The organism is Clostridium sp. UBA4548 (assembly GCF_002387895.1).
In the GTDB taxonomy this organism is placed as follows: Bacteria; Bacillota; Clostridia; order Clostridiales; family Clostridiaceae; genus Clostridium_J.
Map to the genome: position 1 here is coordinate 26,833 of NZ_DGLI01000030.1, position 20,804 is coordinate 47,636.

The 20,804-nt window shown below is 30.4% G+C and carries 16 protein-coding genes; 12 read left to right on the plus strand and 4 right to left on the minus strand.

Annotated features, from left to right (window positions below):
- Positions 1 to 154: 154 nt before the first annotated feature.
- Complete coding sequence (locus tag B3040_RS12940) at positions 155 to 361, plus strand: heavy-metal-associated domain-containing protein (RefSeq protein WP_291573938.1); 207 nt, start codon at positions 155 to 157, stop codon at positions 359 to 361.
- Positions 362 to 468: 107 nt separating this feature from the next.
- Here B3040_RS12940 and B3040_RS12945 read toward each other — a convergent pair whose 3' ends face one another.
- Positions 469 to 1,095 carry a flavodoxin family protein gene (locus tag B3040_RS12945; protein WP_291573940.1) on the minus strand — a complete coding sequence of 209 codons (627 nt, stop codon included), beginning with the start codon at positions 1,093 to 1,095 and terminating at the stop codon, positions 469 to 471.
- A gap of 154 nt (positions 1,096 to 1,249) precedes the next feature.
- On the opposite strand from B3040_RS12945, the gene B3040_RS12950 reads away from it, so the two are divergent.
- The 7 genes from B3040_RS12950 (at position 1,250) to B3040_RS12980 (ending at position 9,452) form a co-directional block, all read left to right on the plus strand.
- On the plus strand, positions 1,250 to 1,621 hold the full coding sequence (locus tag B3040_RS12950; RefSeq protein ID WP_291573943.1) for a winged helix-turn-helix transcriptional regulator: 372 nt from the start codon (positions 1,250 to 1,252) through the stop codon (positions 1,619 to 1,621).
- A 547-nt stretch (positions 1,622 to 2,168) separates the two neighbouring features.
- Positions 2,169 to 4,451: an RNA polymerase recycling motor HelD gene (gene helD / locus B3040_RS12955; protein WP_291573945.1), complete on the plus strand. Its 2,283-nt coding sequence runs from the start codon at positions 2,169 to 2,171 to the stop codon at positions 4,449 to 4,451.
- 275 nt (positions 4,452 to 4,726) lie between these two features.
- Complete coding sequence (locus B3040_RS12960) at positions 4,727 to 5,152, plus strand: flavodoxin (RefSeq protein WP_291573947.1); 426 nt, start codon at positions 4,727 to 4,729, stop codon at positions 5,150 to 5,152.
- A gap of 136 nt (positions 5,153 to 5,288) precedes the next feature.
- Positions 5,289 to 5,894: a DUF3793 family protein gene (locus tag B3040_RS12965; RefSeq protein WP_291573949.1), complete on the plus strand. Its 606-nt coding sequence runs from the start codon at positions 5,289 to 5,291 to the stop codon at positions 5,892 to 5,894.
- A gap of 277 nt (positions 5,895 to 6,171) precedes the next feature.
- Positions 6,172 to 7,923 (plus strand): methyl-accepting chemotaxis protein, encoded by a 1,752-nt coding sequence (locus B3040_RS12970; protein ID WP_291573952.1) that lies wholly within the window; start codon positions 6,172 to 6,174, stop codon positions 7,921 to 7,923.
- A gap of 360 nt (positions 7,924 to 8,283) precedes the next feature.
- Entirely contained in the window at positions 8,284 to 8,946 is a 663-nt protein-coding gene (locus B3040_RS12975; protein ID WP_291573954.1) for an amidase family protein, read from the plus strand.
- Positions 8,947 to 9,095: 149 nt separating this feature from the next.
- Positions 9,096 to 9,452: a DUF2512 family protein gene (locus tag B3040_RS12980; protein WP_291573956.1), complete on the plus strand. Its 357-nt coding sequence runs from the start codon at positions 9,096 to 9,098 to the stop codon at positions 9,450 to 9,452.
- Positions 9,453 to 9,655: 203 nt separating this feature from the next.
- Here the strand turns inward: B3040_RS12980 and nadC are convergent, their stop codons facing one another.
- The 3 genes from nadC to nadA are packed head-to-tail and all read right to left on the minus strand — an operon-like array spanning position 9,656 to position 12,690.
- Positions 9,656 to 10,498 carry a carboxylating nicotinate-nucleotide diphosphorylase gene (gene nadC / locus B3040_RS12985; protein WP_349679179.1) on the minus strand — a complete coding sequence of 281 codons (843 nt, stop codon included), beginning with the start codon at positions 10,496 to 10,498 and terminating at the stop codon, positions 9,656 to 9,658.
- A complete protein-coding gene (locus B3040_RS12990) occupies positions 10,434 to 11,780 on the minus strand; it encodes an L-aspartate oxidase (protein ID WP_291573960.1) in 1,347 nt (448 codons plus the stop codon). The genes nadC and B3040_RS12990 overlap by 65 nt, the downstream gene beginning before the upstream one ends.
- A gap of 4 nt (positions 11,781 to 11,784) precedes the next feature.
- Positions 11,785 to 12,690, minus strand: a complete 906-nt coding sequence (gene nadA, locus B3040_RS12995; protein WP_291573963.1) for a quinolinate synthase NadA — start codon at positions 12,688 to 12,690, stop codon at positions 11,785 to 11,787.
- 599 nt (positions 12,691 to 13,289) lie between these two features.
- On the opposite strand from nadA, the gene B3040_RS13000 reads away from it, so the two are divergent.
- From B3040_RS13000 to B3040_RS13015, 4 genes are all read left to right on the plus strand, one after another.
- Positions 13,290 to 14,741, plus strand: a complete 1,452-nt coding sequence (locus tag B3040_RS13000; RefSeq protein ID WP_291573965.1) for an amino acid permease — start codon at positions 13,290 to 13,292, stop codon at positions 14,739 to 14,741.
- Between the two features lie 365 nt (positions 14,742 to 15,106).
- Positions 15,107 to 15,382 carry a hypothetical protein gene (locus tag B3040_RS13005; protein WP_291573967.1) on the plus strand — a complete coding sequence of 92 codons (276 nt, stop codon included), beginning with the start codon at positions 15,107 to 15,109 and terminating at the stop codon, positions 15,380 to 15,382.
- 441 nt (positions 15,383 to 15,823) lie between these two features.
- Positions 15,824 to 17,029 (plus strand): FprA family A-type flavoprotein, encoded by a 1,206-nt coding sequence (locus B3040_RS13010; protein ID WP_291573969.1) that lies wholly within the window; start codon positions 15,824 to 15,826, stop codon positions 17,027 to 17,029.
- 251 nt (positions 17,030 to 17,280) lie between these two features.
- Positions 17,281 to 20,739, plus strand: a complete 3,459-nt coding sequence (locus tag B3040_RS13015) for an ATP-binding protein (RefSeq protein WP_291573971.1) — start codon at positions 17,281 to 17,283, stop codon at positions 20,737 to 20,739.
- Positions 20,740 to 20,804: the final 65 nt, after the last annotated feature.

Genomic DNA, 20,804 nt, shown 5'->3' on the forward strand with positions numbered 1-20,804 from the left:
TCAATTTTCACTGGAATAAGATACCCTTCCTAAGATAATCACTAAATGAAAATAATAACTATTTAATTTAAAAAGTATGATAATATGGAGGAAAAACTTTAGTTAAAGCTTCCATGTTTCAAAAATAAAAGTATTTAATTGGAGGAGATTTAAAATGACAAAAAAAATATTAATCGAAGGAATGAGTTGTGGACATTGCGTTATGCACGCAACAAATGCATTAAAGGAAATAGGGCTTACAGATGTAAAGGTTGAGTTAGCTACAAAAACAGCAACAGCTAAAGGTGAGGCATCAGATGAGGCTATAAAGGCTGCAATTGAGGATGCAGGCTATGAAGTGGTTAAAATAGAAAATATTTAATGTAAATTGTCTATAAAAAATGCAGCCTTTTTAAATAGTAACATATTTAAAAAGGCTGCATTTTAATTTTTGAAAAGCATTTGAATTGAAATCTTCAGGATGTTATGTTAACGTATAAAATTAGTTCTAGCTCTTTCTTCTTTTTTTGGAAGTGCAATACCTGACTCTTTACCTGCATGAATACACTTTAAAAGCCAGGCCATATTTTTACCTAAAGTTCTCATAACCTGCATTCCTTCTAAATCTTGTTTTACCTCTTCTGGAGTATTTCCATGAACCATATTCCAATATTGAGAGGATACTATAGGCATTTGGGAAATAGTAAAGTATTTGTTTAGTTGGTCAAGAGCTGCTGTTGAACCTCCGCGACGACAACTTACAATTGCAGCACCAGGTTTATATTCAAAGCCACTTCCTGCATAGAAGAATCTATCTAAGAAAGAAGTTATTTCACCAGAGGCTCCAGCGTAATGAACTGGGGAACCAAAAATAAATCCATCAGCTTCCTTTGCTTTCTCCAAAGCAATATTTACTACATCATCATTAAAAACACATTTATTATCATCATTTTTATAACAGCCACCACAAGCCATACAGCCACGAATAGGTTTGTTTCCTATGTGGAAAATTTCAGCTTCAATATTTTCTTTTTCAAGTTCCTTTGCTATTTCACATAAGGCAGTATAAGTACATCCTTTTGATTTAGGACTTCCGTTAATAAGTAATACTTTCATTTTTATACCTCGCTTTAGATAAAAGTTATTATTAAATTTGATACTTTTATTAATCTATGATAATATTCTAGAATATAAGTGTTATACATACAAGTACGTACTTTTTTGTGGTATAGTTCCTAAAAAGATACTTAAAAAGGAGGAAAGTGCAATCATGGAGAGATGTGTTTTAAATATTAAGAATAAAGAGTATGCATGTACCTTTGAGATAGCAATGGATTTAATAGGAGGCAAGTGGAAACCTATTATAATATGGCATCTCGGAACTAAGGGAACAAAAAGATTTAATGAGCTAAAAAAACTTCTACCTCAAATAACTCAAAAAATGTTGACACAACAATTAAGGGAACTAGAAAGTGATTGTTTAGTTGAAAGAAAAGTATATCCTCAAGTACCTCCAAAGGTAGAATATTCTTTATCAGATTTAGGTGAAAGCTTAATGCCTATTTTAAGGATGATGTGTCAATGGGGGGAAGGTTATTATGAAAGAATGTGCAATTATGAAAGTGAATTAAATGCTAAATAAGATAATAGGTGTAAAGTTATAACTACAGATACTAATGTTTAATCTTTTGCAATATATTGAGTAGAAAAAACATGGGATAAAAGAAACAGTTACTTATAAAAATAAAAACTATGTAAGATTGCTTACATAGTTTTTGTTTTTATAAATTTTCTACAGGTTTTATAATACATTAACTTCATAACCCTAAATATAGAAAATCATTATATATCTACACTACTATTAATAAATTGATCTAAAAAAATAAAACAACTAGAAATAGCTGTTTTTTCATATAGCTTCATTATTTTAACTTTACTAATAACTTATATTAATATCATATAACAAAAACATCACATTGTCAAGAAAAAACTAGCAAATAAATGAAAAATAGACTTTTAATCTAATTCTCTTGTAACTTAGTATGAGCTCAAGAGAATTGGCTTTATTGAGAGTTTTATGTTTTTTGTTTAATACTGTAAAATGTAATAGTTGGCAGAAAAATTTGGTGATTGGAAAAGAAAATAATTTAAAAAGTTTCAATTTGCCTAAAAGAATGTGAGGTGTTAGAATGTCTGCACATAGTCATCCGGAATATAAAAACGAGGTTAAAAGATTAGCTTATACACTTGATTATTTAAAGAATTATAATAGTAATGTGCTAAAAGAAAAACTAAGAATCGATAAGGAAGTTGAGTATGGGTTAAGTCACTATAACTCAGACAATGCTGAGCAGTTCAATGAACTAGTGATAAATAAGAGCATCAATGAGTCCTTATCACAGAAATTGAAAAATCTTGATAAGAGTCTTTCAAAACCTTATTTTGCAAGAGTGGATTTTGTGGAAGAAGGGACAAAAATAAAACAAGATTTATATATTGGCAAAGTATCCTTAATGAGAGATAGTGATCAGGAACTAATTATAATTGATTGGAGAGCTCCTGTTGCAACTCTTTACTATGAAGGAAGGCTGGGTGAGGCATCTTACCAAAGTGCTGATGGGGAAATAAAAGGTGAAATAAAACTAAAAAGGCAATATGCCATTGAAAAAGCTGAACTACAAGAAATATATGATATAGATATAACTACCAATGATGATTTTCTTCAAGCTGCCTTAGGGTCAAGTAAAGATAATAGATTAAAGGATATAGTTTCAACCATTCAAGTAGAACAAAATAAAGTAATCAGAGCAGATATGTGGAAACCCTTAGTTGTCCAAGGTGCTGCAGGTGGAGGAAAAACCACAATAGCTCTCCATAGAATAGCATATCTTCTATATAACTACGAAAGTACTTTAAATCCTAAAAACTTCATGATAATCGCACCTAATAGATTCTTTTTAAGCTATATTTCAGAAGTGCTTCCTGACTTAGGTGTAGAAAATGTATTACAAACTACCTTTGAGGATTTTGCTCTTGGTATACTTGGAAAGAAGCTCAAATTAAAAAGTTCAAATGAAAAACTTTCTTTTTTAATAAATAATAATCATAAAGATTTCCAACAGAAAAACAATTTAATAAAGTCAAATTCTATGTTTAAGTCTTCCTTGGATTTTAAAGACTCTATAAATAGATACATTAAACTTATAGAAGATAACCTAATACCAACTGGAGATTTTACTATAGAAACTTTCACTTTAATCAAATATGAAAGAATAAGGGAAATGTTTTTAGTAGAATATAAACATCTACCAATGGTAAAAAGGATTAATGAAATTAAAAAAACTTTAGTAAATACCTTAAGAAAAAATAAAGAATCTATTATTGAAGAAGTAATAAGACAGTATGATGAGAAGATAGAAGCTATAAAGAATGAAATGGAGGATTGCGATAAAAGGCGAAAATCTATTATAAGAATTGCAGACACCAGAGATGCTCTTGTGGAGAAAATAAGAAAAAAATCTAAAACCATAGTAAGGGAATATTTAAATAAATTTAAAATACTAAGTCCAATAGAATATTATAAAAGGTTCCTTATGGATGAGATTATATTTAATAAATTTACTATGAACTATATTAAGGAAGAAGTAGCTAAGGATTTAAGAGTTGAAACACTGAAAAGCATAGAAAGTAATACAATTGAAATGGAGGATTTAGCTCCATTGATGTATATAAAGGAGCAAGTTCAAGGACTGGATGACAAAATTTCAGTAAGACATGTAGTAATAGATGAGGCTCAAGACTTTAGTGAATTCCAGCTATTTATATTAAAAAAATTAATTGGAGGAAATTCTTTCACAGTTCTGGGAGATTTATGTCAGGGTATATACTCCTATAGAGGAATAAGCAATTGGGAACAGGTATCAAAAAGAGTTTTTGGAGAAGATAACTTTCAAATGCTTACTTTAGAGCAAAGTTATAGAACTACCATTGAAATCATGGATGCAGCCAGTAAAGTTATAAACTCTTTAAAAGATCCAAACCTTCCTAATCCTAAACCAGTAATCAGACACGGAGAGCCTGTTACAATATTTGAAAAATATAGTCTAAGTGAGGTATCAAAAGGAATTGTAAGTAAGGTTAACGCTGTTCTAGAAGAAGGATTTAAATCGGTAGCGATAATTTGCAAGACTTTAGATGAGTGTAAAAATTTGAAAACAGAATTAAAAAAGTATGAGTTAAATGTTGAAGTAATTACAGGAAGTGAGAGTCAATACTCAGGTGGTGTTGTGTTAATACCTAGTTATTTAGTAAAAGGTCTAGAATTTGATGTTGTAATTATTGCTAATGCAAGTAAAAAAACTTTTACCAAAGATCCACTAGACGTAAAACTTCTTTATGTAGCAATGACAAGACCACTACACAGACTTTATATTTACTCAGTTGGAGAAAAAGCAGAGATGCTTCAGTTGTAATAAATTTACTAATAATAACAACTAATTAATATGTAATATTATTTAAATAAAATATATAACTAAAAACTTAATTCAAAATCATAATTAACCCCTTATGACGAAATCTCATAGGGGGTTAATTTTATTAATCAGTCATTTAATTGGTAGTTATTTAATTTAACTTCATATTTTAATAAAAACTTGGAAAAGATTATTGACATTTGGAAAATACAAGAATATAATTTAGTTAACGAAAATGATAATCAATATCAATTAATTGCGAAGAGGTGTTTAATATGAGTAAAGTTACTATAATCTATTGGAGTGGTACAGGAAATACAAAAACTATGGCAGAATTTATTGAAGCAGGAGCAAAAAGTAAGGGTTCAGAGGTTGTATTAAAAGAGGTAGGAGAGGCAACTATCCAAGATATAGAGCAAGGAGATGTTGTTGCTCTTGGTTGCCCATCGATGGGAGATGAAATTTTAGAGGAATCCGAAATGGAACCTTTTATTGAAGAAATAAAAAATTATGTTAAAAACAAGAAAATAGTGTTATTTGGCTCTTACGGATGGGGAGATGGACAGTGGATGAGAGATTGGGAAGAAAGAATGCTTAGTTATGGAGCAGTAATTCAATTAGATTGCATTATTGCAAACTATGAGCCAGATGAAGACAAAAAAGAAGAGTGTGTAGAACTGGGTAAAAAAATAGCCCAGTAAAAATTATGTAATTAAGTCTTAGAAGATAGAGCATTAACATAATCATACGCTTGAAAAGTCAGGTTAGTTCAATCAATAGTTTTTAAATTCAGTTTAAGAATATAAGTGAGATAACAATCAATGAGGAGTGGTTATAGTGAAATTAGCAGCAAAAGACTTTAGAGAGAATTTGCACCTATTAAATGATATAGATTATATGGTAAGTATCATTGCTTATAATATTGCACCAACTTTAAAAAAGCTAAAAGCTGCTACCACTGTAACCTTATGTGATAATCACAGAAATATGGCACACCTTTGGAAGGTTTATAGAACGGAAGTTACAAAAAAGCTAAATATATGTGCCTTTGATTTAAAAGAAACAGAGAAGGCAATAGTAGTGCTGTTCTATGATGAGAAGTTTTTACTAGAAAAAATTCAAGAGGAGTATAATGCAAAGTTTTTGATTGAGCTAGGGTATAGGCCAGATGAAAGTTTAGAAGAGAGTTTAAAAAAATTAAAAGTGAGATATAGCAAGTTGATCTGTCCTCATGAATTAGGGATATTCTTAGGGTTTCCTCTTGAGGATGTTAAGGAATTTATAACAAATCCTTATAAGGAATGTCTGTTATGTGGATATTGGAAAGTCTATCATAATAAAGAGCAGGCCTTGAAAACCTTTAAGTATTATGATGAAGCTAAAGTTGAAATTTCAAATATACTCTATGAAAGTATAGATAGATTAAGAACTATAGCTTTATAAAAGAATAACGTTGTTTAAATTATTAGCTACTTTTAAACAAAAAACATGCTGGAGATATCTAGCATGTTTTTTGCTTAAATAAAAGTTAGGGTAGTTGGAGGGCTATTACTTTACTAATGTAAGAATTACGAATAATTGCAAAATTAAAATAGAAAAAAGTACTAAAATATATAAAGCATTATTAAAATCAGACGATTAAGAAAGTAAAGTGATTTTAAAGTTAACAAGAAATTTTTAGCGTACTTGTTATTAAATACTATTAGAAGGGGATGAACTAATGAAAAGGTTAAAACAAAAGAGGGGCAATATTGGATTGCAAAGTAAATTAACTATTAAGATGAAGTTAGTAATTGGATTTCTTCTTATGTCTTTGCTTATAGGAGCAATAGGTACCTTAGGAACTTTAGCAATGAGGCAGGTTAATAACAATGGAAAGATGATATCAGATAGTAAATTAGCTTCTGTTGAGAAAGGTACTTACATAAGGCATAATATTTTAGCTATAAGAGTTAACATGGTTAGTATTTTAGATGAAAGTCAAAAAAATAAAATCCAAGATTACTTAGGAGATATTTCAGGTACTGTAGCCTTAAATGAAAAGCTTTTTAAAGAATTAGAGGCTATACCAAATAAGACAAAAGAGGAAGAAGAAATCTATAAGGAGCGAATTTTACCTGAGTTAACGAAATATGGTGAAACAAGAGAGAAAGTTATTGAAGCAGTTCAATCAAATAATTATGTAGAAGCTAGAAGATTATATGATTTTGAGTTGTTGGGTCAAAGTACATTATTGGAAAATGCTTTAACAAAAATGATATCAGCTAACTTAAAGGAGAGTGAAAGATTAAAGACCGTAAATAACTCTATTTATTTAAAATCCTTTTATTTTATGATAGTAGTTATAGCAGTTGGTGTCGTTGTTGCAATAGTTACTGGAGCTTACTTATCAACAAGTATAGATAAGAGATTAAAAAGAGTAGTTGGGTTTGTTAGAGAGTTCGGTGATGGAAACCTAACCCAAAACATAGAAATTAAATCTCATGATGAGATAGGTATGGTAGAAGTATCAATAAATAAGGCTATGGAAAGTGTTAGAAATCTCATTAAGGAAATTAATGTAGGAGCTCAGGAGGTTAGTTCTACAAGTGAAGAATTATCAGCAACCCTAGAAGAAGTTTCAGCAAAAATGGAGTTTGTAAATGAGGCAACATCAGAAATTGTGAGGGGTACTGAAGAAGTAAGCTCATCAACTGAGGAGATTAGTGCTTCTATGCAAGAAATCGGTGCTACAACTCAAGAGCTAGCTAATAGGGCGCAAGAGGGATATAAATCTTCTAAGGAAATACAAAACCGCGCAATTAATGTTAAGAATAATGGCGTGGATTCTATGGAAAGCTCAAAGTTAATATACAGAGAGAAGTTTAATAAGGTAAAAGAAGCAATTGAGGATGGAAAAGTAGTTGAAGAAATTACAGTGATGACAGAATCTATTGGAGCAATAGCAGAACAAACAAATCTACTTGCATTAAATGCGGCTATTGAAGCAGCAAGGGCAGGAGAACAAGGGAGAGGCTTTGCTGTTGTTGCTGAGGAAGTACGAAGGTTAGCAGAACAATCTTCTAGTACTGTGGCTAGTATTCAAAAAGTAGTAAATCAAGTTAGAATTGCTTTTGAAAAACTTTCTAATAGCGCTGAAGAAACTTTGATTTATATAGATAAAAATGTAATGAAGGACTATGAAACTATGGTGGAAACTGGAGGTCAGTATGAAGAGGATGCAAAGTTCCTGTACATAATGGCCCAAGAAATTGCAGTAGCAACAGATGAAATGTCAAACACAATTGATCAAATTAACTTGGCAATTCAAAATGTGTCGGCAACTACTGAAGAATCAGCTTCAAGCTCAGAAGGAATAATGGGCGGAGTAAGTGAAAGTACTGTAGCTATTGAGGAAATTGCAAAAGCTGCACAAAGTCAGGCACAGTTAGCTGAAAAATTAAATGAGTTGGTACAAGAATTCAAAGTATAAACATATTAAACAATCATTTAAGTGAGATAAGCGATACAGCAAAAGACTAATTAAAGGGCATAGAAATTTATATTAAACTAAAATTTCAATATAATGTAATATGTGTTTGTAAAAAAGATGTTGTCTTAAGATAGATAACATCTTTTTTATATGTGAATTTAACTATATAGTGTACCGTTTTTTCATATATAATGTATATAGGGGAAGTTAAAGAATAACTTATTCTAAGGAAACTATTATTGATGTGTAGAGTGTTTTAACATGAGAATAAAAAGCTTATTAATAACTTTATAAGGATAAATTCTTATAGGATAAGAGAAAATTGTTTATTATAGGGGGATAAAATGGAGAATTTAAATATTGTTGAAATTCAAGATAGAAATATTGGATAAGAACTCACTTAATGATGTAGTGATAGGAGTTCCACAGTGTAATTTTGATGATTATGAAGATGAGGAAATAAAGAAGATATTTATAACTGCTATAAAGGAATTAGAAAAACTTGGTGCGAAAATAACGGAGGTGAATATTCCGAAGGAAAATCACTTAATAAATGGTGATGTTTTATTCTATGAGTTTCCAAAAGCTTTAGAGGAATACTTTAAAACTTTAGGGGAGTTTGCTCCTGTGAAAACTTTAGAGGAGATAGTTAAATTTAATGAGGAAAATCTTCTAGAGAGAGTTCCTTATGACCAAAAAATATTTGAAAGATGCTTAGAAATGCAAAAGGATTATGATGAAAAGTACCAAGATACTCTAAGTAGTAGTATAAGCTACGGAAGGGAAATAGATTCTATAGTAAGAGAATATAATTTAGATGCGTTAGCTTTTTTAAATACAAGTGGGGTTGGTATTGCAGCAAAGGTTGGATATCCGTCAGTTACTGTCCCAGCTGGATATACAAAAGATAACAGACCTATAGGCTTAACCTTTACAGCTACTGGATTTACCGAAGATAAGTTGTTATCTTATGCTTATGCTTATGAGTGTGCATATAATAAGAGAAAAAGTCCATTAACTTAAGTTATAAATAAAAGCTTTTCAAATAAAAACCTCTATACAATCCGTTGTATAGAGGTTTTATCAGGTTTGTCTACAGTTTTCTAGAGGATATTTTTTCTTAATAGAGGAATAATAATTTTACTTGAAAGTTTTGGAGGGAGGTGAAAAGAATGAGGCATATTACTGCTTTGCTTATAAAGTTTGCAATGATTGCTATTGCTTTAGAAGTGGTTCTTGGTATGTCAACAACCCTAACTTTCACTGATATCTTATATATAGCTGCAACTGTAACAATTTTGGCTTATATTGTAGGAGATATTTTTGTGTTATCTATGACTAATAACACTATAGCAACTATAGCAGATGTCGGGCTAACTTTAGTTACTATTTATGCTTTTAATTATGCTTGGAATATTAGTAGAATATCACTAACAGATTCATTGATAGCAGCAGTAGTAGTAGGAGTAGGAGAATGGTTTTTTCACAAATACGTGGCTAATAACGTTTTTCTAAGTAGAGAACAATAATACAATGAGTTGATAAATATAATGTTAAAAGGCTAGGATTTATATTTTTTTTATAGTCCTAGCCTTTTAATTATTAAACCTCAAATGTCTTGATCCCTTTATAGTAAATATTACAACGATATATATGTTTCAATAAAGTTATCAAATAGAATTAGTTATATTAAAAAACATATACCCAATAAATATCAAAGAACAAAATTTAGTTATTTATTTTTAATAACTAAATTTTTCATTGAGAAATCTAAAATATCTGCGGAGTGAGTAAGCTCACCTACGGAAATGTAGTCTACTCCCGTTAATGCCATGTCTTTAATAGTTTTTAAGTTAACATTACCAGAACATTCGCTGATTGCTCTCTTAGCTATTATGCTTATAGCTTCTTTCATTGTTTCAATATCCATGTTATCTAGCATTATAATATCAGCCTTTGCATCCAAAGCTTCAACAACCATATCTAAACTTTCCACTTCCACTTCGATTTGCTTTCCATAGCACCCCTTAGATCTAACTAAGGCCACAGCCTTTTTAATTCCCCCTGCTGCTGCAATGTGGTTGTCTTTAAGCATAACTCCATCAGATAAGTTAAATCTGTGATTATAGCCACCGCCAATTTTAACTGCATATTTTTCAAGTATTCTAAGACCAGGAGTTGTTTTTCTGGTGTCTAAAAGCTTTGAACTTGTACCTTCTAATTGGGAGACAAATTTTGAAGTTAAGGTAGCAATACCACTCATTCGCTGTAAAAAGTTAAGAGCTGTACGTTCACCTGATAGTATGTTTGAAGTGCTGCCTGAAAGTTCAGCAATAAGTTCTCCATTATTAACCTTATCTCCATCTTCTTTATAGAACTTTATCTCAACTTTTCCTAGTAATTCAAATACTCTTTTGAATATCATAAGTCCAGCTATAATACCTGTATCTTTAGAGATTAATTGAACACTACATTGAGTATCTTCTTTTAAAATAGCTGAGGTGGATATATCATACCAAGGCATATCCTCCTCTAGTGCATTTAATATTATCTTGTCTATAACTGAATAATTCATCATTTAAATGTGGTGCCCTCCTTTTCAATTCTTCTATAACAGCTTTTCTAGAATAAATTTCGATGGTATCAATTTTTGATACTATCTTTGGTACCTTTTTTACCTTAACAGTAATACTAGAAGCCTGGGTATTAATTTTTATTGCAGCTCTTTTAGAAAAAACTAAAGCTTCAAGTAAGGAGTTGCTTGCTAATCTGTTACTACCATGTACTCCGGTGCATGCAGTTTCACCAACGGCATAAAGATTTGTCATTGAAGTTTCAGACAACATATTTACTTTAATTCCACCCATAAAATAATGTTGTGCTGGAGACACTGGAATTGGAGCTTTAGTTATATCAACTCCTTGAAGTAAACATTCTTTATAGATAGAAGGAAATCTGCTTTTAACATACTCTGAGGATAAATGAGATATGTCTAAATAGACATAAGGAATGCCCAGAGTATGGATTTCTTTTTCAATAGCCTTACTTACAACATCTCGAGGCAAAAGTTCATTAACAAAATGTTCTTTATTAAAGTTGTAAAGTTTGCCCCCTTCACCCCTTAAGGATTCAGAAATTAAAAATCTTCTTCCATTATGAGCAGCACTATATAGAGCAGTAGGGTGAAATTGAATATAGGAAATATCTTTTAATTCAATATGGTGCTTTAGCGCTAAAAATAAACCATCACCAGTAATGGATCTTTCGTTAGTAGAGTTTTTAAATAGGCCTCCAATGCCACCAGTTGCTAAAATAACTGACTTGCAAAAAATATTTAATTGCTTTGTACCCTGAATAAGAACAGCGCCTAAGCATAAATTACCTTCAGTGATTAGATCTACTACTTGACAATGCTCCATTAGAGATATGTTTTTTTTCTTTTTTACCTTGTTTAGTAGGGTATCAACTAAATGCTTTCCTGTGTTATCTTTGCAATAAACTATTCGGGGTCTACTATGAGCACCCTCTCGTGTATAGCATAACTTATTTTCCACTTTATTAAAGGGTGTACCAAAGCTAGTTAAGCTTTCCAAGATTTCTATAGATTCTCTACAAAGTATTTCTACACTTTCATGCTGATTTTTGTAATTACCTGCCTTCAGTGTATCTTCAATGAAGGGAGTAATATCTTCTTGGTCAACAGCTACAGAAATTCCGCCCTGAGCTAAATAAGAGTTACATTCAGTAGGAAGTCCTTTGCTAACCATAAGTATATTTAGTTTTTCATCTAGATTTAGAGCAGAGTAAAGTCCAGCAGCACCTGTTCCAATAATTAATACATCAGTACAAATGTCCATTTTATTACCTCGCATAATTGTGCATGTTAACTAAGGAATTGAGAGCTCTAATTCTAGTTTCCTCATCTACTTCAATAGAATTAGATAAATCTAGAAGACATTCATATACATCCTCTAGGGTGGTTTTTTTCATGTTTACACAGGTCATAGTGCTACCAGGAGTATAAAAGTTCTTATTAGGATTTCTCTTTTTTAGTTCATGGAGGACACCTTGTTCTGTTACGATGATAAAATCCCTTGAGTTGTTATTAGTTGCATACTCAATGATTTCGGAGGTGCTTCCAATAAAGTCAGATATATCTCTCACCTCTTTTTCACATTCAGGATGCGCAAGTGCCAAGGCTTCAGGCTTTATTCTTTTTATGTCCAGAATGTGAGAAGGATTTACCTTTCTATGAGTTATGCAAAAGCCAGGCCAGAGTATGAATTTTTTATCAGGCATTTGTTCTGCTAAATAAGAACCAAGGTTTTTATCCGGTAGAAATATAATTTCATCCTTGTCCAATTTTCTTAGAATTCTAACTGCATTTGAAGAAGTGACAGAAACATCACAGTGTGCTTTTACCTCTGCAGTAGAATTAATATAGCAAACAACAGCAGCATTAGGATAGTCCTTTTTCAATTCTAAAAGAGCTTCTCCATCAGCCATATCAGCCATAGGACAGCCAGCATCTAAAACGGGCAGAAGAATAGTTTTTTCAGGAGACAGAATTTTAGCGCTCTCGGCCATAAATCTCACACCACAAAATACTATTATTTGTTCTGGTGAATCTTTAGCAATTTTACTTAAATAGTAAGAATCACCCACATAATCTGCAATATCTTGGATTTCTGGCCGTTGATAATAATGGGCTAAAATTAGAGCTTTTTTTTCTTTCTTCAGTTTAATTATGTTTTCTAATAATGACATACATATCACTTCCATAACTTAGTTTACAAGTGTATATACACTTGTAAACATTATAACATCGATAAGTTAGTATAGCAACCTTGGTAAAAATATAAAAAGATTTTTAAAAAGAAAGGTTATGTTTACCAATAGAACAGTTTGAAAGGAGATAAGTTAAAAAATAAGTCAAATCAGTATAATTTTAAAATACGCAATATTAAAAAAAATAAAACTTAAAGTATTTTCAAAGTTGTTTATTTGAATATTTTAAATCTAATTAAATATATTCAAATATTTATGAATGTTAGTAATAAGTTTAGTTTCTTATTCTATAGTGAATTTAGAATTGAAATTATATATAATGTATAAAAATAGTAATAATATTAAATTTGTTTTAATTAAATTTATTGTTTATTAATAAATTCATAGGAATACCTATCAATTGAAGTTTGAAGATTTTATTCTGTCAAAAAATATAGAATAATATTAAAAAATAAAAAAACGTGTTCAAAATTGTCATTGTAAAGTAAAAAAAACCATGCTATGATATAAAACAACGAAATGATTGGTATAATTATTCGGTATTTTTAAAAAATATTTTTTTTGAGGAGGAGAATTCCATGTCAGACAACAGCAAAAAATTAAGTTGGAATAACCTTGCATTAATGGCTTTTGTAAGTGTTTGGGGATTTGGAAACGTTGTAAACGGTTTTGCAACCCAAGGTATGAAAGTAGTTATTTCATGGATACTAATGTTCGCATTGTACTTTGTACCATATGCTCTTATGGTAGGGGAAATGGGATCAACTTTTAAAGAGGGCAAAGGTGGAGTTAGTTCTTGGATTAGAACAACTTCTGGAGCTAAACTAGCTTTTTTAGCTGGATGGACATACTGGGTAGTTCACGTTCCTTACTTAGCTCAAAAACCACAGGGAGTATTAATTGCTCTAGGATGGGCTGTTAAACAAGATGGTAGTTTAGTAAAGAGTATGAATCCAATGGTATTACAGTTAATATGCTTAGTTATATTCCTAGCATTCTTATGGATATCATCTAAAGGAGTAAGCTCAATAAAAAGAATTGGTACTATAGCAGGAACATCAATGTTTGTTATGTCCCTCCTTTATGTAGTATTAGCAATAGCAGCACCTGCAATAACAGATGCTCAAACATTTAGTATTGATTTTAGTATGAAAAATTTAATGCCAGATTTTAATTTTGAGTACTTAACAAGTTTAGCAATATTAGTATTTGCAGTTGGTGGATGTGAAAAGATATCACCATATGTTAACAATATGAAAAATCCATCAAAAGATTTCCCAAAAGGAATGATAGCGCTTGCAGTAATGGTTGCTGTTACAGCTTTACTTGGAACTTTTGCAATGGGAATGATGTTTGACCCAAATAATATTCCAAAAGACTTAATGATGAACGGTGCATACTATTCATTCCAAAAGTTAGGTCAATATTATGGAGTAGGTAACTTATTCTTAGTTATATATGCACTTGCAAATATGATGGCGCAAATTTCTGCATTAGCTTTCTCAATCGATGCTCCAATAAAAGTTTTATTAGCTGATGTTGATAGCAAATTTATACCAAAATCTTTAACAAAAGTTAATGAGAATGGGACACCAATAAATGGTTATAAATTAACAGCAATTCTTGTTGGAATACTTATAGTAGTTCCAGCCTTCGGAATTGGTGATATGACATCATTATTTAACTGGTTATTAAGACTTAATGCTGTTGTTATGCCATTAAGATACTTATGGGTATTTTTCGCTTATATGGCATTAAAGAAGGCTGCAGAAGGCAGATTCGAGTCAACATATAAGTTTACTAAGAATAAAACAGTTGGTTTCATAATGGGATTATGGTGCTTTGTATTTACAGCTTTTGCTTGTATAATGGGAATGTTCCCTAAGGGAGTAGAAATGTTCTCAAGTCAATGGAAGTTCCAAATGACACTTAATGTGTTAACTCCAGTAGTATTATTAGGATTAGGATTAATACTTCCAGTGATTGCAAGGAAATCTAATAAAGAAGAATCTAAGAGTGAGGCAGTATAGTAGTTTAAATTAAAAATGTACAAGCTGCTTAGATATTAATTATTAATAATGAAACTCCACAGTGAAAAGAGTAAATGCTCTTAACTGTGGAGTTTTTAATAGTATTTTCTTTGGAAGACTCTATATGTAGCCTATCTTCTTTTTATAATATCTAGTAAATACAATAATAAAACTGGTGTTAATATGAAGTCTGTAGACGTGGTTCCCACAGTTGAAAAAAGTTTGTTGTTGTGAGAGAAGGAATTGTAATAAATATTTCAATTAAAATATATAGGTATATGAGAAAAAATACAATTAGATGACGACTATTGTTTAGTTTTAAAGCATAATATATAATAGATAACTAATTTTATCTGGAGGATATTGTGGAAAGAAAGCTTATGAATGGAAAAGTTTATAAGGAGATTGATTTTGAGGAAGTATTAAGCAACCATAGTGGGCAAAGTGATATATTTTATCACGTATTTTATGGTACTGTGGATTGGAACAAAGACGGTAATGAACAAAAGGCTATATGTATTTTCATGAAATATAACGGTAAGGTAAATGTATTATCTCCAGCTAATGTTCTAATTAGCGATTTATTCAAAGTTGAAGAGGCTATTGCAAAGGTTAAGCAAAGAAATTTGATTTTGAATTAACTCTAAATAAAATTGGAGTTAAAGTTAATACTGATAAAAGTAAACGAACAATTTCATTAGATAAAAGCTCTATGTAATTCTTAGTAATAAGATTATGTAGAGTTTTTGACTTTACAAGTGAATTAATATATTAACTAGAAAGTTAGTTTCACGTTAGTTGTGGAATAATATAGAAAAAATATGTTATAATTTTTATTGACATAAAAGAAAATAACTGCTGGAGTATGTAAACTTAATAATAGTACTGATAATACCTCTACGTTATTAAAAATTGTAGAGGCATTAGGAGGAAGAACTTGTGTTTTGCATAAAAATACACCACTAATAAACATACTAGTAGTTGGGGAAAATTTATGTTATTAGATACAAATTTATATTATCAACAATTAATATAGTTTAATAAAAGCAAAAGTAACAATAAAATTTTATAGGGGGAAAGACATGATAAATACAGTAAATATAAGCAATGAAGTGTATTACATAGGAGTAAATGATAGAGAAACCTATCTGTTTGAAAACTTATGGCCCTTAGATAAAGGAGTTTCATATAACTCATATTTAATAAGTGATGAAAAAATAGCAATCGTAGATACAGTTAAGAATACAAAAATTGATACTTTTATTGAGAAGATAGAAGGTCTTATTGATGGTAAGCCTGTTGATTATCTAATCATTAATCATATGGAGCCAGATCACTCTGGAGCTGTAAAAGAAGTAACTGAAAAATATCCGGACATTACTATAGTTGGTAATAAGAAAACCTTTGAAATTTTAGAGAGCTTTTATGGTACAATGGAAAATTACCTTATAGTAGAAGATGGAGATACCTTAAGCCTAGGGACTCATGTGCTAAAGTTTTATTTAACACCCATGATTCACTGGCCAGAAACTATGATGACATATGACATGAAAGATAATATTGTTTTTTCTGGGGATGCTTTTGGTGGATTCGGAACCTTAGATGGTGGGATTTTCGATGATGAAATAAATCTAGAGTTTTACACAGATGAGATTAGACGTTATTATTCTAATATTGTTGGAAAGTATGGAGCTATGGTTCAAAAAGCTTTAAAAAAGTTAAGAGATGCAGATATTGATATTAAAGTTGTTGCACCTACTCATGGTCCTGTATGGAGGAACAACCCAGCTACTATTATAGAATATTATGATTTATGGTCAAAGGGAGAAGCTGAAGAGGGTGTTGTTATCGTATATGGTTCTATGTATGGCAACACTCAAAAAATGGCGGATTTTATGGCGAGGGAACTTTCGAAGCTTGGGATTAAGAATATCCGTATATATGATGCTTCTAAAACTCATGTCTCATATATAATTAGTGATATTTGGAGGTTTAAAGGTGTAATATTAGGAAGTTGTGCTTACAATACAGGACTATTTCCCTCTATGGAAACTGTAATACATAAGATTGAAAGTTCTCAACTTAAAAATAGATATCTAGGCATTTTTGGAACCTCTACCTGGAGTGGAGGTGGTGTCTCTAATTTGAATTTGTTTGCTCAAAGAATAAAATGGCAACAAGTAGGGATTTCTGTTGAGGCAAAATCATCTCCTAAGGAGGAAAATTATCAGGCATGCACTGATATTGCAGCTGAAATGGCCCAAAAACTCATAATTGGGAGAGTTTAGTCCCTTAAAAGTAAAGCTACTAAAAATTTTACAAAAGAGCTATTGGCTTCAATAGCTCTTTTATTAATTTTCAGATTATTGTAGCCAGTGGCATAAGTTTAATAAAATAATCCTATAATATATAAGCGTCAGGCAATAATTAATATATTATAATAACTAATGTGATGTTATAATAATTAAGCGGAGATTTATCTAATAAAAAACTATTTATGTAGTGAGTATAAAAGTACAGGGGGGATAAGGAGTATATTATGGTATGTAGAAAAGTTACAAAAGTAAAATTTGCTGTATTGTTGATAGCAACACTTACAATCTTGTTATTAATAATTAAAAATAGTGCAAATGTTAATAGTACAAGCAAAGATGTACCTACAGCTGAAAATGGGGTGCTAGATTTACGGCAATGGAGCTTTAAAGTAGATGGAATGTTGAGAGTTGATGGTCAGTGGGAGTTCTATGAAAATCAAATTCTTTGGCCAAAGGATTTTGAAAATAATGGGTTAAGGGATTTTAAATATGCTAATATTCCAGGGGTATTCCCGAATCAAGGTTATGGTACATATAGAGTTAAATTGCTTTTTAGTGATGAGGATGAACTCTTTTCTATCAAAATAGACTTTATTCAAAGTGCATATAAACTTTGGGCTAATAATCATGAAGTAATGTTGGCGGGAAAAGTAGGAAAAGATAAAGAGGAAATGGTGCCGGAACTAGCTCCAAAGTTAGGTTTTTTCCATACTGAAAAGGGTGAGGCATATCTTACCTTACAAGTAAGTAATTTTTATAATAAGTATGGTTTTATAGATACTATACTGTTAGGAACTTCAAATCAAATAAAAGCTTATGGAGATAAAAAATTAGCCTTTGATTTATTCCTTTTTGGGTGCTCAGTGATAGCTGCAATTTATAGTCTAGGAATATTTCATATAAGAAGAAAAGATAAAGCTTCCCTATATTTCGCTGTAGTATGTATAATAGTTGCCATTAGAACTATTTTTGTAGGTGAGGGCTTTTTATTATCCTTATTTCCTAGTTTTGAATATGTGATTTCAGGGAAAATAAAGGTGCTAACCTTTTATTTATATATTCCATTCATAGTTTTATTTATAAACTACTGTTATGGAGGTCTCTTGTCAGAAAAGCTTATGAAATTATCTAATTGGTCCATTACTATATACACGGCTATAGTAATATTTTTACCCTATGGTGTGTACTTGGATTATATAATTCCTTTTGAAATATTTGCATTATTTATGCTTGGTTATATGATTATTAAGATTTCTAAATTATATTTTAAAAATGAACAAAGTGAATACATAGCTGTAGCAGGGCTTTTTGCTTTGTTTATAGTAAGAATTAATGATATTTTATACGAGTATAGCATTATAATAACAGGGTCCTTTGCAGCGTTAGGAATTTTGGCTTTTATACTAGCAAATTACTTTGTTCTAGCAGAAAGTCAAGGTATGGCATTTTCAAAAGTTGAAGATACAAGTGAAAATCTTAAAACATTAAATAAATTAAAAGATGAATTTTTAGCAGTAACTTCTCATGAATTAAAAACACCTTTAAATGGAATTATAGGTCTTTCAGAAACACTTGTAAGTAATGATAGTGCTGGGCTCGATTACAATGGAATATCTGATTTGAATCTGATAAATTCTAGTGCAAAGAGGCTATCGAATTTGGTAAATGACATGTTATTATTTTCTAGCCTTAAAAACAATGAAATAAAGCTACAAAGAAAACCAGTAAATGTTAGAAAAATTGTAGATATGGTCATTAAGTTTTCAGAGGCTTATAGTAACAACAAAAATGTTTCTATATGGAATTTGATGGATATAAATACACCGAATGTATTTGGTGATGAAAATAGAATACAACAGATTTTTCATAACTTAATAGGCAATGCAGTGAAATTTACCCATGAAGGGGAAATTGCTATTGGATATAATATACAGGAGGAATTCTTGCAAATCTACGTTGAAGATACAGGAATCGGAATTGCAGAAGAAAAAGTTCATAAAATTTTTGATCTTTATGAGCAAGTAGAAGGAATATCAGAAAAGTATGGTGGGACAGGATTGGGGCTATATATAACTAAAAAAATAGTAGAACTTCATGGAGGTACCATCACTGTAGCATCAAAGATTAAAAAGGGAACCAAGTTTGCTTTTACACTTCCTTTATATACACAGGAAAGTAAGGGTGAATATGTAGGCTGTAGAGAACTAGAAGATGTAGAAGTGAAAAATAGTGATAAAATACAAAAAACACATATGGATAAGGCGGCAAAGAAAGATAATAATGAGTATAATCAAATGTTATATCCAAGTTACCTAAAGGGCTTAGAAGAAGGTAATAATATTGATGATCACATAAACTATAAAGAAAAATATAACTTAAATACTGATACATTAAGGAAACATAAAATACTAATAGTTGATGATGAATATGTGAATATAAAAGTATTAAAAAATCACTTTTCAATGGATAAGTACATAATACTAGAAGCTTTTAACGGAAAAGAGGCACTTATATTAATAGAAGAACATAAGGATTTAGATTTAGTAATTCTTGATATGATGATGCCAGACTTTTTAGGTTATGAAGTTTGTGAGGTTATTAGGAAAAGTTACTCACTTTTCCAACTGCCTGTTTTAATAATGACTGCAGATAATAGTCTAGAGAATTTAGTGTTATCCTTCCAATGTGGAGCTAATGATTATTTAAAGAAACCTTTTAATAAATATGAACTAAACTCTAGAGTTAATACCTTGTTAACTTTAAAGGACTCCGTAGGAAAAGCCTTAAGTTTAACAGAAGAGATAACAATTGCTAATGAACAGGTAGAAAATTTAAGTCTTAATAATGAAAGAACAACTAAAAGAGTAGAGGAACTTATTGAGTATGAAAATTTGAGAACGGAATTCTTTGCCAATATATCTCATGAGCTAAGGACACCATTAAATGTAATTTCAAGCACCATACAATTATTATCATCATTAGATAAATCAAGAAGTCTGAAGGATGAAAAAATTCAGTATTATTTCTCTATAATGAACCAAAATTCTCTTAGATTACTAAGATTAATAAATAACCTTATAGATACAACAAAAGTGGAAGGTGGATATATTAATCTGAATTTATGCAATGGAGATATAGTTTATATAATAGAAGAAATATCACAATCTGTAGCAGAATATATAAAAACCCATGAGATAACACTTATTTTTGATACAGAAGTGGAAGAAAAAATCATAGCTTTTGATGAAGAGAAGATAGAGAGAATTATCTTAAATATCTTATCAAATTCAATAAAATTCACACCTAAAAATGGAACAATTTTTGTTAATATATATGATAAGGGTGACTTTATAGAAATATCTATAAAAGATACAGGGATAGGTATTCCTAAAGATAAATTAGAATTTATTTTTCAGCGATTTGCTCAAATAGATAAATCAACTACAAGGCAAAATGAAGGAAGCGGTATAGGCCTTGCTCTTGTAAAATCTTTAGTGGAAATGCACGGAGGAAAAATTTTTGTAAATAGCGAAATCAATAAAGGAAGTGAGTTCACAATTTCACTTCCAGTGAGGGTGTTAAGCCAGGATGAAGAAAAACATAATATAATTAGTAAAGAAGTAGCTAGATCAAAATATGAGGAACGATTGTATATAGAGTTTTCAGACATATATTCTAAATAAACTATTGTTTTTAACAAGGAGAGTATTTAATATATAAAATATTATAAATTATCGCTAACAAAAAC